Origin of the sequence: uncultured Caulobacter sp., assembly GCF_947036865.1 — a bacterium.
Taxonomy (GTDB): Bacteria; Pseudomonadota; Alphaproteobacteria; order Caulobacterales; family Caulobacteraceae; genus Caulobacter.
Genome location: NZ_CAMQSF010000006.1, coordinates 107644 through 122459, shown reverse-complemented (window position 1 = coordinate 122459; position 14816 = coordinate 107644). Strand labels below are relative to the sequence as shown.

Here is a 14816-nt window from a genome sequence, read left to right as displayed (position 1 = left end):
AACCCTCCTCTAAACGGAACCCTCAATCTGTCTCATGGGCGCTGACGGCGGACAAAACGGGACTGGAGCCATCATCGTGACCGGGGTGGCGCTCGACGATACGCCGCCAGATCTCACCGAGACGGTGCTGTGTCTGGCCGACACGCTGCACCGAGTTCCAAATCCGCGATTACCTATTCGGCCGTCGGGCACAGGCGATCTCTTCGCGGCGCTTCTGGTCGCCGAGCTCTGCAACGGAAGTTCATTGGCTACTTCGGTAAATGCAGCGTCCCAGTATATATTTGCGATCCTGCAACGGACCCTCATCGCCCGATCGAAAGAGATGCTGATCGTCGCGACAGAAACCGGCTCTCGGGCAGCCGGACAAAACACAACAGATTGGTCGATCTCAGTTGTGCCGCAAGGCGGTCTATAGAGAAGCGATGCGGCGCTCCAAAAAAATGCGTTATAGTTGCGATCTGCCTCCCTCCTTGTTGAAGGGGACGCTTCTCGGCTCTCGCATTCCAATGGCATCCCTGATCCAAACTTTGACCGTCGCTGAATATCTGAACTTCCGCCATGCGGCCAACAGGCTGGGCGTGAGCCAGTCCAGCGTCAGCACCCGGATCAAGATGCTGGAGGACGAACTCGGCATCCTTCTGTTTGAGCGTCGTCATCGCGGCGTTCGGCTGACGGATGCCGGACGCCTTTTCGTAGCGGAGATAGCGGCAGGCATTGAGCATCTCGACCACGCCATCAAAACAGCCGGAGTGATTGCGAACGGCACGGTTGGGCGTCTCGGCATAGGGCTGCATTCCTCCATCGCGGCTGGCTTCCTCGCCGATTTGCGATGCCTATACCGGGAAGCGTACCCGGACATTGAGCAGTCCGTCGTGGAAGGGCTTTCGTCCGAGACGACGAGCCAAGTTCGGGAAGGCAAGCTCGACATCGCTTTCATCATGGGCGCTGTAGATGCCCCGGACTGCCATTCCCGGCGGCTATGGAACGAGACTTTCGTCATCGCTCTGCCTGTCCAGCATCGATTGGCCGTACTGGATAGCATTCTATGGTCGGACCTTGCGCCGGGAGCCTTTCTCGTTCGGCAGGGCGGCGCTGGCCCGCAATTACGGGATCATATCGTCCGTCGTCTCTCCGAGCGGGAGAAGACACCACATCTCCGCCGCTGCGATGTCGGCCGCGACACGCTCATGCACATGGTCGCGGCGGGCGAAGGGATTGCGCTGACCACGGAGGCCGCATCCCACGTTCCGTTTCCCGGCGTCGTGTTCCGGCAGATCGCCGACGAGACCGAGCGCGCGAAGTTCAGCGCGGTATGGTCACCGCATAATCGCAGCCAAGCGCTGAAGAACCTGCTCGACCTCGCCGCCGAGATGAGCTGCTCAACCTGATTTCGTCACGAGCTCAGCCGGTTCGACACCCAAGGCTTCAGCGATCTGACCGAGGACGGTGACGCTGGCCGACACATCGGCACGCTCGATCGCACCGATGTAGCGCGCGCTCAGGCTGGCGCTGTCCGCTAACTCCTCCTGCGTCAATTGCTTGTCATGACGTATCCGACGCAGATTGATCGCCATGACCTCCTTGAGATCCATGACGAGAGCGGAGCCTGAATAGGAATGATCGTTCCAGGAACGATAGTTCCGATTCGTCACAACATGTGATATTCGTCGGATCGCTTCGACTATTGGCGGCGGCGAAATGCTTGGCGCAACTATGTTGCCAGACACCAACCATCTCACCTTGGAAGCAAAAAACTGAGGTAATCATCATCCCGAGCCGCGGTGCCGGAAGGAGTCCGCAGATGCGCGTCAAACCCGAACTCGATCCCGACGTCGATGACCTGGCTCCGATGGAGCCGCACGTGACCCTGTATGACGAGGCGCATTTCGTCACCTATCTGCGCCTGCTGGACGCCGAGACGGACGGTGCGGATTGGAGGCAGGTGGCGCGGATCGTCCTGCACCGAGATCCGATCACGGAATTGAGTCTGACAAGAGCGTGTTGGGAAAGCCATCTTGCCCGCGCGCAGTGGATGACGAAGATCGGCTATCGGCGCATTCTCGAACAGGCCGTCGAAGAAGCCCGCAACATGCCGCGCTGACCCGTCCGATTTCTACGCCATGGTATCCGGCAGCACGCTCGCTGTTCTTTCCTATTGCCTCTCGCGAAAGCGCCTATTCTCTGATCGGCTCCGTCTCTTTTGCCGATTGGAGCCTGTATGTCGGGAAGCCGTGTCCTTTGGGGGCAGATCACCATCGTCGTCGTCATCGTGCTGGCGGCGATCTGGGGCGCGACCGAGTGGACGGCGTGGCGGCTCGGGTTTCAGGGGCAGCTCGGAAGCCCATGGTTCGAGATGGGCGGCTGGCCCATCTATTATCCGCCGCTGTTCTTCTGGTGGTGGTATTCCTACGACGCCTATGCGCCCGCGATCTTCGTCGAAGGGGCTTTCATCGCCGCGTCGGGCGGGTTCCTTTCCATCGCCGTCGCCATCACCCTGTCGATTATCCGGGCGCGGGAGGCCAAGAACGTCGCCACCTACGGCTCGGCGCGCTGGGCCTCGCCCGAGGAGGTGAAGGCCGCCGGGCTGCTCGGCCCCGACGGCGTGGTGCTCGGCAGGCTCGATCGCGACTATCTCCGCCACGACGGGCCTGAGCATGTGCTGTGCTTCGCTCCGACCCGCTCCGGCAAGGGCGTCGGCCTCGTGGTGCCGACGCTGCTGACCTGGCCGGGCAGCGTCATCGTCCACGACATCAAGGGGGAAAACTGGGGACTGACGGCGGGTTTTCGCGCAGGCCATGGTCGCGTGCTGCTGTTCGATCCGACGGATGCGAAATCCTCCGCCTATAATCCGCTGCTGGAGGTCCGGCGCGGCGATTGGGAGGTGCGCGACGTTCAGAACATCGCCGACATCCTGGTCGATCCCGAAGGCGCGCTCGACAAGCGCAACCATTGGGAAAAGACCAGCCATTCGCTGCTGGTCGGCGTGATCCTGCACGTCCTCTATGCCGAGCCGGACAAGACGCTGGCCGGCGTCGCCAACTTCCTCTCCGATCCGAAGCGGCCGATGGAGGCTACGCTGCGCGCCATGATGTCCACGCCGCATCTGGGCGAAGCCGGCGTGCATCCGGTCATCGCCTCGTCGGCGCGCGAACTGCTCAACAAGTCCGACAACGAGCGATCGGGCGTGCTGTCCACCGCCATGTCCTTCCTCGGCCTCTACCGCGATCCCGTGGTGGCGAAGGTGACGGCGCGCTGCGACTGGCGTATCGCCGATCTCGTCGCGGGCAAGCGGCCGGTCAGTCTCTATCTCGTCGTGCCGCCGTCCGACATCGCCCGCACCAAGCCGCTGATCCGCCTCATCCTCAATCAGGTCGGGCGACGGCTGACCGAGGAACTGAACGCCGCCAACCGCCATCGCCTGCTGCTGATGCTCGACGAGTTTCCGGCACTAGGGCGGCTCGACTTTTTCGAGTCCGCTCTGGCCTTCATGGCGGGCTACGGCATCAAGAGCTTCCTGATCGCGCAGAGCCTCAACCAGATCGAGAAGGCCTATGGCGCGAACAATTCGGTGCTCGACAATTGCCATGTCCGCGTCGCCTTCGCGACCAATGACGAGCGCACCGCAAAGCGCGTGTCGGATTCGCTCGGCACCGCGACCGAGATGCGCGATTCCACCAATTACGCCGGCCATCGTCTTTCGCCCTGGCTTGGCCATCTCATGGTCTCGCGGCAGGAGACGGCCCGGCCGCTGCTGACCCCCGGCGAGGTGATGCAGCTTCCGCCCACCGACGAACTGTTGCTGGTCGCGGGCGTGCCGCCGATCCGGGCGAAGAAGGCGCGCTATTACGAGGACGCGCGTTTCAAAGAGCGGTTGCTGTCGCCGCCCGACCTGTCCGCCGGGGCCAAGGCATCGAAAACGCCATCGGGTGACGACTGGTCGGCGCTGACGATCCCGGCATCCGTCGCGGCGTCCGTATCGCCGATGCCCATCGACGCCGCGACCGATCCCGCCAATGCCGGCATTCGCCGCGAGCCGGAACTGCCCGAACACGAGGAGATCGTCCCCGACGAACGTCCGGTGGCCGGCGAGTTCGACGTGCTCGACGACGAACCGGATGTGGACGCCGCCAAATCCCGCACCATGCGCCAGCAGGTCACGTCCGTCGCACGGCAGGCGACCATGGACCCGGCCGACGGCATCGAACTGTAAGGGGCCACCGCCATGCAGACCAAGACTCGCATGAACGTCTATTTCGAGCCGGACCTGTTGAAGAAGGTCGAGGCTCTGGCGCTGCGCCGCAACGTGTCGAAGTCCGCCGTGATCGAAGCCGCCGTCGCGTCCTTCCTGTCGGCCGATGCTTCCGAACGGCTTGAGGCCGTCTTCGCCCGCCGCATGGACAAGCTCGGGCGACAGGTCGATGGGTTGGACGAGGATCTTGCCATCCTCGGTGAAACGCTCTCGCTGTTCATCCGCTTCTGGCTGACGGTAACCCCGCCGCTGCCCGACAGCGCCCAGGCGTCGGCACGGGCGAAGGGGGCGGAGCGGTTCGACGGATTCCTGCAATCGCTCGGAAGACGGCTCGCGACCGGCGATCGGTTCCTGAAAGAACTGTCGCGGGACGTTGCCGGACTTAAGGAACAAACGGAAGCTGAGAAATAACCACCGCCCATTAGGGGGTAATTTCCGTCGTGGCGGATTCGTATCAGGCCGTTCGCGACAAAGCCGCCAGCAAATCCGCCAGTTGAGACGCGCGAGCGTCGCCCAACTTGTCGCCAAGATGTTTTTGAAGCGCGACAGCATAGACCGCCCACATGCGCGACTGCATTGCACGCCCAGCATTGGTGATGACAACCCAACGACCGCGGCCGTCATCGGCGAAGGCCTCGCGACGAACCAGTTCGTCCTTTTCCAGACGGTCGAGAAGACGAGATAGGTTGTGCTGGGCAAGCAGCGTCCGTTCCTCGATCTCGTAGGGGCGCAGCTTCCCGTCGTTGGCGCGGGTCAGCTCCAACAAGACATCGTACCAGCCAAGGGGCGGCAATCCGGCGGTCTTCAGATCCTGTTCGATCGCCGTGAGTATAAGGCGCTGGGCACGCATGAGGCGCACCCACGCGCGCGTCACGGATGAGGAAGGCGTCTCGCCGGGATTTGTAGCGCAATCGGACATAGATGCAATTACATCCAGATTGACGGGCGACGCAAGGCCGGATAGATGTATCTGCATCTACTGTAGTTTTGGAGAACGCCTATGACGCAAGCTCGACTGACCGATTATGCCGTGACGCTGCTGCGCGTCAGTCTCGGCGTGATGTATCTCGCCCATTCCGTCGCCCTCAAACTTCTCACCTTCGGCTTGGCGGGTACGGCGGGCTATTTCGAATCGATCGGCCTACCCGGATGGCTAGCCTATGCGACGTTTGCGGCGGAAGCTGTCGGCGGAGCCATGCTGCTTCTGGGTATTCATGCCCGCTGGGTGGCCTTGGCGCTTATCCCGGCACTTCTCGGCGCGATCATCTGGGCGCACGCCGGTAACGGCTGGGTCTTCAACGCACCGGGCGGTGGATGGGAATATCCGCTCTACCTCATCGTGCTGTCCGTCGCCCAGTTCATGCTTGGAGACGGTCTCTATGCGCTCCGTCCGTCCAAGTACTTTGCTCGATCCTAATAACAGGGAACTTCACCATGTCCGATGCCAAGTTGGTTCTCGTCAGCCATCACCTCTGTCCTTACGTGCAACGTGCCGCCATCGCGCTCGCCGAAAAGGGCGTGCCGTTCGAACGCCGCTTTGTCGATCTCTCGGCCAAGCCCGACTGGTTTCTGGCCATGTCCCCGCTGGGGAAAGTCCCCTTGCTGATCGTGCGACAGGATGACGGGCGTGAAGCGGTCATCTTCGAAAGCGCGGTGATCTGCGAGTATCTCGAAGAAACGCAATCCGGCACCCCGTTGCATCCAGCCGATCCGCTGACACGCGCCAGGCATCGTGGCTGGATCGAGTTCGGCTCCTCGATTCTCTCGGATCTCTGGGGCTTCGAGACGGCAAAAGATGACGACGCCTATGGGGCCAAGCGCAGCGCTCTCATCGACAAGTTCGGTCACATCGAAGCCGAACTGGATGCAGGCCCGTTTTTCGCCGGGGAACGGTTCAGTCTCGTCGACGCGGTCTTCGCGCCGATCTTTCGATACTTCGACGTTTTCGACACCATCACGCCGACCGCCGTGTTCGACGGCGTGCCCCGCATAACGGCATGGCGTCAGATGCTAGCAGGTAGAGAAAGTGTCCGAAGGGCGGTGACCGAAGACTATGGCGACCGTCTGAAGCTCTTCCTTGAGAAGCATGATGCATGGCTTTTAAAGAAGGCCTCTCTCTAATTTCAGCGCTCCATCTCAGAAATCTTTCGGACGTCGGGACTCAAGCCAGTATCGCTCATGCTTCTTCAAGCCGATCCCGCCGATTGCCGCCTTTTCTTCGCCATCGCCGCCCGCTGTTAGATACTTGTTGAATCAGCCAAACTTCCGGCTCTTTTAATCATCCCCGTCGGGGAAGCGTCAGTGTCGTCCCCGGCGAGATCGGGGATGGAATGGCGGTATCGCACCAGAATTCGGAGAGTTTGACGCGGGGCGCGCGGATGCTGCGCACTGCCCTCGGCCCCGCTATCGCCCGGTTTCTGGAAGACCCCGCCGTCGTCGAAGTGATGCTCAACCCGGACGGGCGGCTGTGGATCGACCGGCTGTCCGAAGGGCTTTCCGACACGGGCGAGCGGCTCGCGCCCGCCGACGGCGAACGCATCGTTCGCCTGGTCGCACATCATGTTGGTGCCGAAGTCCATGCCGGCGCACCCCGCGTTTCAGCCGAACTGCCCGAGACCGGCGAACGGTTCGAGGGGCTGTTGCCGCCGGTCGTATCGGCACCGGCCTTCGCCATCCGCAAACCCGCCGTCGCCGTCTTCACCCTCGCAGATTATGTCGCGGCCGGGATCATGACGCCGGACCAGGCCGAGGCGCTGCGATCCGCCGTTGCCTCGCGTGCCAACATCCTCGTCGCCGGCGGCACCTCGACCGGCAAGACCACGCTGACCAATGCGCTGCTGGCCGAGGTGGCGAAGACCGCCGATCGCGTCGTCATCATCGAGGATACGCGCGAGCTGCAATGCGCCGCGCCGAACCTCGTCGCCATGCGCACCAAGGATGGCGTCGCCTCGCTCTCCGATCTCGTCCGCTCCAGTTTGCGCCTGCGCCCCGATCGCATCCCGATCGGCGAGGTGCGCGGACCCGAAGCCCTCGACCTCTTGAAGGCCTGGGGCACCGGCCATCCCGGCGGCGTCGGCACCGTCCACGCGGGCAGCGCCATCGGCGCGATCCGCCGCCTAGAACAGCTCATTCAGGAAGCCGTCGTCACCGTGCCGCGTGCGCTGATCGCCGAGACCATCGATCTCGTCGCCGTGCTCGCCGGGCGTGGCGCGCAGCGCCGGCTTGTCGAACTCGCCCGCGTCGAAGGCCTCGGCGCCGATGGCGATTACCGCGTCGTACCGGCCGTCACCGACGGCGGCGACATCCAGCCCGTCCTCAATCTCGAACCCAAAGGAGATATCCAATGATCCGCACCCTCTCGCGCGGTTGCCACACCATGGCGACCGCGGCCCTTGCCGTTTCCGTCAGCCTCATGCTGGCGCCCGCCGCCCATGCCTCCGGCTCTTCCATGCCGTGGGAAGCGCCGCTGCAATCCATCCTCCAGTCGATCGAAGGGCCGGTCGCCAAGATCATCGCCGTGATCGTCATCATCTCGACCGGCCTGGCGCTGGCCTTCGGCGACACGTCGGGCGGCTTCCGCCGGCTGATCCAGATCGTCTTCGGCCTATCGATCGCGTTCGCCGCATCGAGCTTCTTCCTGTCGTTCTTTTCGTTCGGCGGCGGGGCGCTCGTCTGATGGCGGATATGGTCGATCATGCCGGAGACGTGCCGGGCTATGCCGTGCCGGTCCACCGGGCGTTGACCGAGCATATCCTGCTCGGCGGCGCACCGCGCGGCCTCGCCATCCTCAACGGCACGCTGGCGGCCGCGCTGGGTCTCGGCTTGCGCCTCTGGCTGGTCGGTCTCGCCGTCTGGGCGGTCGGCCATCTCGCCGCCGTCTGGGCGGCGAAACGCGATCCGATGTTCGTCGATGTGGTGCGCCGTCATCTGCGCATCCCCGGCCACCTGTCGGTTTGAGGAGGCGCTATCCATGATGAACCTGGCAGAATATCGCCGCACCGCGACCCGCCTTTCCGACTTCCTGCCTTGGGTCGCGCTGGTCGGCTCCGGCGTCGTCCTCAACAAGGACGGCTCGTTCCAACGCACCGCGCGCTTCCGTGGCCCTGATCTGGATTCGGCGGTGCCCGCCGAACTGGTCGCGGTCGCCGGGCGATTGAACAACGCCTTCCGGCGTCTCGGGTCGGGCTGGGCGATCTTCGTCGAAGCGCAGCGCCATGAGGCGGCGTCCTATCCAGCCAGTCGGTTTCCCGATGCCGCCTCGGCGCTGGTCGATGCCGAGCGCAAGGCCGACTTCGAAGAAGCCGCCTCGCACTACGAGTCCAGCTACTTCCTGACCTTCACCTACCTGCCGCCGGCCGAGGATGCGGCGCGGGCCGAGACCTGGTTGTACGAGGGTCGCGAGCGCTCCGGCGTCGATGGACGCGAGATGCTCACGGGCTTCGTCGATCGCACCGACCGCGTGCTGCAACTGGTCGAAGGCTTCATGCCGGAATGCCTCTGGCTCGATGACGCCGAGACGCTGACCTACCTGCATTCGACCGTCTCGACCCATCGCCACCGCGTCCGCGTGCCCGAGACGCCGATGTATCTCGATGCGCTCGTCGCCGATCAGCCGCTGACCGGCGGGCTGGAGCCGCGCCTGGGTTCGACGCATCTGCGGGTGCTGACCATCGTCGGCTTCCCGACCGTGACCACGCCCGGCCTCCTCGACGAGTTGAACCGGCTGGCCTTTCCCTATCGCTGGTCGACCCGCGCCATCCTGCTCGACAAGACCGATGCGACGAAGCTGCTGACCAAGATCCGGCGGCAATGGTTCGCCAAGCGCAAGTCGATCGCCGCCATCCTCAAGGAGGTGATGACCAACGAAGCGTCCGCTCTCGTGGACACCGACGCCGCCAACAAGGCGGCCGACGCCGACATGGCGTTGCAGGAACTGGGCGCGGACTATGCCGGGCTGGCCTACGTCACCGCGACGGTGACGGTGTGGGACGACGATCCCCGTATCGCCGACGAGAAGCTGCGGCTGGTCGAGAAGGTCACCCAGGGCCGCGACTTCACGGCGATGGCCGAGACGATCAACGCGGCGGACGCCTGGCTCGGCTCTCTGCCGGGCCACGTCTACGCCAACGTCCGGCAGCCGCCGATTTCGACTTTGAACCTCGCCCACATGATTCCGCTTTCGGCGGTGTGGGCGGGTCCGGAACGGGACGAGCATTTTGCAGCGCCCCCACTGCTCTTCGGCAAGACCGAAGGCTCGACCCCGTTCCGGTTATCCCTTCACGTCGGCGACGTCGGGCACACGCTCGTCGTCGGCCCGACCGGCGCGGGTAAGTCCGTGCTGCTCGCGCTCATGGCCTTGCAGTTCCGACGCTACCAAAACGCCCAGGTCTTCGCCTTCGACTTCGGCGGTTCGATCCGCGCCGCCGCCCTCGCCATGGGCGGCGACTGGCACGATCTCGGCGGCGGCCTGTCTGACGGGTCGGAAGAGAGCGTCAGCCTTCAGCCGCTCGCCCGGATCGACGACGTGCCCGAGCGCGCCTGGGCCGCCGACTGGATCGTGGCGATCCTGACCCGCGAAGGCGTCGTCATCACGCCAGAGGTCAAGGAATACATCTGGACGGCGCTGACCTCGCTCGCCAGCGCGCCGATCGGCGAACGCACCATCACCGGTCTCGCGGTCCTGCTCCAGTCCAACGACCTGAAGCAGGCGCTCCGGCCTTACTGCGTCGGCGGCGCGCATGGCCGGCTGCTCGACGCCGAGGCCGAATATCTCGGCTCCGCCACGGTACAGGCGTTCGAGACCGAGGGGCTGATCGGCACCGACGCCGCGCCCGCCGTCCTGTCCTACCTGTTCCACCGCGTCAGTGACCGGCTCGACGGCTCGCCGACACTCATCATCATCGATGAAGGCTGGCTGGCGCTTGATGACGAAGGGTTCGCCGGCCAGCTCCGCGAATGGCTGAAGACGCTGCGCAAGAAGAACGCATCCGTCATCTTCGCCACGCAAAGCCTTTCGGACATCGACGGCAGTTCAATCGCGCCCGCCATTATCGAGAGCTGCCAGACCCGGCTTCTGCTCCCCAACGAACGGGCGATCGAGCCGCAGATCACCGCCATCTATCGCCGCTTCGGCCTCAACGACCGCCAGATCGAGATCCTCGCGCGGGCCACGCCCAAGCGCGACTACTACTGCCAGTCGCGGCGCGGTAACCGGCTGTTCGAGCTGGGCCTGTCCGACGTGGCGCTGGCGCTCTGCGCCGCCTCGGCGAAGACCGACCAGACCGCCATCGCCCGCATCGTCACTGACAACGGCCGCGACGGCTTCCTCGCCGCCTGGCTGCGCCATCGCAGCGTCGCCTGGGCCGCCGACCTCATCCCCGACCTCACCAACATGGAGACACCATCATGATGTTTCGTCGTTCACGCGCGGCGTTTGTCGCCGCATCCATCCTGTCGCTGCCAATCGCGCTATCACCGGTGTTCACCACGCCCGCGGCCGCGCAGTGGGTGGTGTTCGATCCGTCGAACTATGCGCAGAACATCCTGACGGCGGCGCGCACGCTCCAGTCGGTCAATCAACAGATCACCCAGCTTCAGAACGAAGCCCAGATGCTGATGAACCAGGCCCGCAATCTCGCCAGCCTGCCATATTCGTCGCTGCAACAGCTTCAGCAGTCAGTGCAGCGCACGCAGCAACTGCTCAATCAGGCGCAGAATATCGCCTTCGACGTCCAGCAGATCGACCAGATGTTCAGCCAGAAATACGGCAATGTCTCGATGTCGGCCTCCGACCAGCAACTGGTCACGGACGCCCGCGCGCGCTGGCAGAACACCGTCGGCGGCTTGCAGGACGCGATGAAGGTGCAGGCCGGTGTCGTCGGCAATATCGACACCAACCGCGCTCAGATGTCGGCCCTGGTCGGATCGAGCCAGTCCGCGACCGGCGCGCTTCAGGCGACGCAGGCCGGCAACCAGCTTCTCGCGCTTCAGGCCCAGCAGCTCGCCGACCTCACCGCCGTGGTCGCTGCCAACGGTCGGGCGCAGGCGTTGACCGAAGCCGAGCGGGCGGCGGCGGCCGAACAGGGTCGCGAGCAGCGCCGTCGCTTCCTGGCGCCGGGCACGGGCTATCAGCCCGGCAATGCGCAGATGTTCAACAACGGCAACAACTGAGCGGGGGATAGCGCCATGGACGGCAAGACCCTCGCGCGCCTTGGCGCGGTCATCTTCGTCGCCATCGCCGTGACGGCCACGGCGATCGAGATGACCCGTCAGGACGAGCCGCCGACGAACGCAGCCATGCCTATGGTCGCGCCGTCCGCTCCCGATCCGCTGCGTGAGGGACAGCGCCGGTGCCAGCGCCTCGGAGAGGCCGGCGCGCGTGACGCCGAATGCCTGCGCGTCTGGGCCGAGAGCCGCGACCGCTTCCTCGGCATCAAGACCCAACCGATCGCACCGACCGAACCCAACTCGGTCGGGGAGCGCTGACCATGGGCGGCACCGGCGTCATCGACCAGTTCCTGGCCGTCTTCACCCGCTACATCGATAGCGGCTTCGGCCTGCTGTCGGGCGAGGTCGCCTTCATCGCCACGACGCTGATCGTCATCGATGTGACGCTCGCGGCGCTGTTCTGGTCGTTGGGCGGCGACGACGACATCATCGGCCGGCTCATCAAGAAGACCCTGTTCGTCGGGGTCTTCGCCTACATCATCGGCAACTGGAACAACCTTGCACGGATCGTCTTCGAGAGCTTCGCCGGTCTCGGCCTGAAGGCATCTGGCACGGGGTTCACGACCACCGATCTCCTGCGCCCCGGCAAGGTGGCGCAGGTCGGCTTGGACGCCGGACGGCCGCTGCTGGAATCCATCTCCGGCCTGATGGGCTGGATCTCCTTCTTCGAGAACTTCATCCAGATCGCCTGCCTGCTGTTCGCCTGGGCGCTGGTGTTGCTCGCCTTCTTCATCCTCGCCATCCAGCTTTTCGTCACCCTGATCGAGTTCAAGCTGACGACGCTCGCCGGCTTCGTGCTCATTCCCTTCGGGCTGTTCGGCAAGTCCGCCTTCATGGCTGAACGGGTGCTGGGCAACGTCATCTCGTCCGGCATCAAGGTGCTAGTGCTGGCCGTCATCATCGGCATCGGCTCGACGCTGTTCAGCCAGTTCACCGCCGGATTCGGCGGCGCCGCGCCGACGATCGACGACGCGATGGCGATCGTACTGGCCGCGCTCTCGTTGCTTGGCCTCGGCATCTTCGGTCCCGGCATCGCCAACGGGCTGGTTTCCGGCGGCCCTCAACTCGGCGCGGGCGCGGCGATCGGAACGGGTCTGGCGGCAGGCGGCATGGTCGCCGCCGGAGGTGCTGCAATCGGCGCCGTCACATCCGGTGGCGCCGCTCTGGCCGGAGGGGCTGCCGCTGCCGCACGAGGCGGTGCGAGCCTCGCCGGTGGAGCCACGGCTGCCTATCGCGCGGGTGGCGCGTCAGGCGTCGCCAGCACGAGCGCGTCCAAGGCCGGTTCCGCCATCGCTAGCCCGTTCAAACGTGCCGCCGCCTCCATGAAGGACAGCTTCCAGGCCGGCGAACGGTCGGTCAGCGGCGAGGCCGCGCCGGATAGCGCCGACGCGCCATCCGCATCGTCTTCGTCCGCCAGCGCTGGCGGCCCACCCGCATGGGCCAAGCGCATGAAGCGCGGCCAGCAAGCCTCCCACGGTGTCCAGGCCGCTGCCCATGCCGTCAAGTCTGGCGATAGCCATGGCGGCGGCTCTTCCGTCAACCTCTCCGAAAGCGACCGCTGATGTTCAAACGACCCTCCACCCACTACGGCAAGACGCCGCAACCCGAGACCCCTTACCAACGCGCCGCCCAGGTCTGGGATGAGCGCATCGGCTCGGCCCGCGTTCAGGCGAAGAACTGGCGGCTCATGGCCTTCGGCTCGCTGATCCTGTCGGCCGGATTGTCCGGCGCGTTGGTCTGGCAATCGGCCAACGGCTCGATCGTGCCGTGGGTGGTGCAGGTCGACCGGCTCGGACAGGCGCAGGCCATCGCACCGGCGCAAGCCGACTACCGTCCGACCGATCCGCAGATCGCCTGGCATCTGGCGCGCTTCATCGAGCAGGTCCGCTCGATCCCGGCCGACGCCATCATCGTGCGGCAGAACTGGCTGCGCGCTTACGAGTTCACCACCGATCGCGGCGCGATGGCGCTCAATGACTATGCCCGCGTCAACGACCCCTTCACCAAGGTCGGCAAGCAACAGATCGCCATCGAGGTGTCGTCCGTCATCCGCGCATCGCCCGACAGCTTCCGCGTCGCCTGGGTCGAGCGCCGCTATCAGGATGGCAGCCTCGCGGAAACCTCGCGCTGGACCGCCATCCTGACCATTGCTGTAGCGCCGCCGCGCGACGCCGAAAAACTCCGGGCCAATCCGCTCGGAATCTACGTCAACGCCATCAACTGGTCGAAGGAGCTGGGTCAATGAGACCGTCTTTCCGTAACGCCGGGAAGCCGGCTTCCCGCACATCCGCGTTCGCGGCTTTCCTGCTTTGCACGTCGGCGCTCGCCGGCTGCGCCACGACGCAAAAACCGCCCGAGATCGCCTATGACGATGCCGCGCCCGCCGTGCAGACCGTCGATCCGCCGTCGCCCGTCACCGTCGTCGAATTGCCGCGTCCCTTGCCGTTGCCCGGCCAGATGAAGCCGGTGGAGCGGTCGCGCCAGACACCGGAGCCGACCGATCCGGCCGCCCGCGTCAATCAGGCAAACGCCGCCGCACGCATCCAGCCGGTGCGGGACGGCTTCATCAATGCCATGCAGGTCTATCCCTATACCGGCGGCGCGCTCTATCAGGTCTACACCGCCGTCGGCCAGATCACCGACATCGCGCTCCAGCCGGGCGAAACCCTCGTCGGCTCCGGCCCGGTCGCTGCCGGCGACACCGTGCGCTGGATCATCGGCGACACGCTGAGCGGCTCCGGCGTGACCCAGCAGGTGCATATCCTGGTGAAGCCGACGCGGCCCGAGCTGATGACCAACCTCGTCATCAACACCAACCTGCGCACTTATCACATGGAGCTGCGCTCGACCGAGCGGACCTATATGGCGTCCGTCTCCTGGCAGTATCCGCAGGACCAGCTCATCGCCCTGCGCCGGCAGAACGCCCAAGCGGAGGCCGCTCAGCCCATCGCAAACGGCGTGGATCTCGCCAACGTCAACTTCCGATATTTGATCGAGGGCGACCGCGCGCCGTGGCGGCCGTTGCGCGCCTTCGACGATGGCCGACAGGTGTTCATCGAATTCCCGCGCGGCATCGCGCAAGGAGAGATGCCGCCGCTGTTCGTGGTCGGTCCCGAGGGCGACACCTCCGAGCTGGTCAACTACCGGGTTCGCGGCCGGCACATGATCGTCGACCGGCTGTTCGCCGCCGCCGAACTGCGCTTCGGCACGGGCGACACCCAGCGCCGCGTCCGCATCACCCGCACCGACGGGAGGCCGGCATCGTGAGCGACATCGGTCCCGAGAAGAAGCTGACGCCTGAGCCGGATGACGATGACGCCCGCCCGTTGACCGGCGAACC

The 14816-nt window shown here is 65.0% G+C and carries 18 protein-coding genes; 16 read left to right on the top strand and 2 right to left on the bottom strand.

The features are described from left to right. The first annotated feature begins 34 nt into the window (after nucleotides 1–34). Both Q0V34_RS06610 and Q0V34_RS06605 read left to right on the top strand, forming a co-directional pair. Complete coding sequence (locus Q0V34_RS06610; protein ID WP_297509565.1) at nucleotides 35–415, top strand: bifunctional hydroxymethylpyrimidine kinase/phosphomethylpyrimidine kinase; 381 nt, start codon at nucleotides 35–37, stop codon at nucleotides 413–415. A 91-nt stretch (nucleotides 416–506) separates the two neighbouring features. Next, nucleotides 507–1388: a LysR family transcriptional regulator gene (locus tag Q0V34_RS06605; RefSeq protein ID WP_297509562.1), complete on the top strand. Its 882-nt coding sequence runs from the start codon at nucleotides 507–509 to the stop codon at nucleotides 1386–1388. Here the strand turns inward: Q0V34_RS06605 and Q0V34_RS06600 are convergent. Further along, nucleotides 1380–1574 carry a helix-turn-helix domain-containing protein gene (locus Q0V34_RS06600; protein WP_297509559.1) on the bottom strand — a complete coding sequence of 65 codons (195 nt, stop codon included), beginning with the start codon at nucleotides 1572–1574 and terminating at the stop codon, nucleotides 1380–1382. The two genes, Q0V34_RS06605 and Q0V34_RS06600, sit on opposite strands and share 9 nt — an antisense overlap. Nucleotides 1575–1801: 227 nt before the next feature. Here Q0V34_RS06600 and Q0V34_RS06595 point away from each other — a divergent pair, with 227 nt between their 5' ends. From Q0V34_RS06595 to Q0V34_RS06585, 3 genes are all read left to right on the top strand, one after another. After that, entirely contained in the window at nucleotides 1802–2101 is a 300-nt protein-coding gene (locus Q0V34_RS06595) for a DUF2285 domain-containing protein (RefSeq protein WP_297509557.1), read from the top strand. A 117-nt stretch (nucleotides 2102–2218) separates the two neighbouring features. Further along, nucleotides 2219–4210, top strand: coding sequence for a conjugal transfer protein TraG (locus tag Q0V34_RS06590; RefSeq protein ID WP_297509554.1), 1992 nt, complete (start codon nucleotides 2219–2221; stop codon nucleotides 4208–4210). Nucleotides 4211–4222: 12 nt separating this feature from the next. Next, entirely contained in the window at nucleotides 4223–4660 is a 438-nt protein-coding gene (locus tag Q0V34_RS06585; protein WP_297509552.1) for a CopG family transcriptional regulator, read from the top strand. A 43-nt stretch (nucleotides 4661–4703) separates the two neighbouring features. Here Q0V34_RS06585 and Q0V34_RS06580 read toward each other — a convergent pair whose 3' ends face one another. After that, the gene (locus tag Q0V34_RS06580; RefSeq protein WP_297509548.1) at nucleotides 4704–5099 is read right to left on the bottom strand and encodes a MarR family winged helix-turn-helix transcriptional regulator; all 396 of its coding nucleotides are present in this window, start codon (nucleotides 5097–5099) and stop codon (nucleotides 4704–4706) included. A gap of 150 nt (nucleotides 5100–5249) precedes the next feature. Between Q0V34_RS06580 and Q0V34_RS06575 the strand changes: the two genes are divergently transcribed. The 11 genes from Q0V34_RS06575 to trbG all read left to right on the top strand — a co-directional run bounded on the left by Q0V34_RS06575 (nucleotide 5250) and on the right by trbG (nucleotide 14743). Beyond that, nucleotides 5250–5666, top strand: a complete 417-nt coding sequence (locus Q0V34_RS06575) for a DoxX family protein (protein WP_297509545.1) — start codon at nucleotides 5250–5252, stop codon at nucleotides 5664–5666. A gap of 17 nt (nucleotides 5667–5683) precedes the next feature. After that, the gene (locus tag Q0V34_RS06570) at nucleotides 5684–6370 is read left to right on the top strand and encodes a glutathione S-transferase family protein (RefSeq protein WP_297509542.1); all 687 of its coding nucleotides are present in this window, start codon (nucleotides 5684–5686) and stop codon (nucleotides 6368–6370) included. Nucleotides 6371–6579: 209 nt separating this feature from the next. Continuing rightward, nucleotides 6580–7596, top strand: coding sequence for a P-type conjugative transfer ATPase TrbB (trbB, locus tag Q0V34_RS06565; RefSeq protein WP_297509540.1), 1017 nt, complete (start codon nucleotides 6580–6582; stop codon nucleotides 7594–7596). Beyond that, on the top strand, nucleotides 7593–7925 hold the full coding sequence (locus Q0V34_RS06560) for a TrbC/VirB2 family protein (protein ID WP_297509537.1): 333 nt from the start codon (nucleotides 7593–7595) through the stop codon (nucleotides 7923–7925). Before trbB ends, Q0V34_RS06560 begins: the two co-directional genes overlap by 4 nt. Continuing rightward, complete coding sequence (locus Q0V34_RS06555) at nucleotides 7925–8206, top strand: VirB3 family type IV secretion system protein (RefSeq protein ID WP_297509534.1); 282 nt, start codon at nucleotides 7925–7927, stop codon at nucleotides 8204–8206. The genes Q0V34_RS06560 and Q0V34_RS06555 overlap by 1 nt, the downstream gene beginning before the upstream one ends. A gap of 13 nt (nucleotides 8207–8219) precedes the next feature. Beyond that, nucleotides 8220–10658, top strand: coding sequence for a conjugal transfer protein TrbE (trbE, locus tag Q0V34_RS06550; RefSeq protein WP_297509531.1), 2439 nt, complete (start codon nucleotides 8220–8222; stop codon nucleotides 10656–10658). Further along, complete coding sequence (gene trbJ / locus Q0V34_RS06545) at nucleotides 10655–11419, top strand: P-type conjugative transfer protein TrbJ (RefSeq protein WP_297509528.1); 765 nt, start codon at nucleotides 10655–10657, stop codon at nucleotides 11417–11419. Before trbE ends, trbJ begins: the two co-directional genes overlap by 4 nt. A gap of 15 nt (nucleotides 11420–11434) precedes the next feature. Continuing rightward, on the top strand, nucleotides 11435–11734 hold the full coding sequence (trbK-alt, locus tag Q0V34_RS06540) for a putative entry exclusion protein TrbK-alt (RefSeq protein WP_297509525.1): 300 nt from the start codon (nucleotides 11435–11437) through the stop codon (nucleotides 11732–11734). A 2-nt stretch (nucleotides 11735–11736) separates the two neighbouring features. After that, nucleotides 11737–13038 (top strand): P-type conjugative transfer protein TrbL, encoded by a 1302-nt coding sequence (trbL, locus tag Q0V34_RS06535; protein ID WP_297509521.1) that lies wholly within the window; start codon nucleotides 11737–11739, stop codon nucleotides 13036–13038. Next, nucleotides 13038–13721, top strand: coding sequence for a conjugal transfer protein TrbF (gene trbF, locus Q0V34_RS06530; RefSeq protein WP_297509517.1), 684 nt, complete (start codon nucleotides 13038–13040; stop codon nucleotides 13719–13721). Before trbL ends, trbF begins: the two co-directional genes overlap by 1 nt. Then, a complete protein-coding gene (gene trbG / locus Q0V34_RS06525) occupies nucleotides 13718–14743 on the top strand; it encodes a P-type conjugative transfer protein TrbG (protein ID WP_297509514.1) in 1026 nt (341 codons plus the stop codon). The genes trbF and trbG overlap by 4 nt, the downstream gene beginning before the upstream one ends. Nucleotides 14744–14816 lie beyond the last annotated feature (73 nt).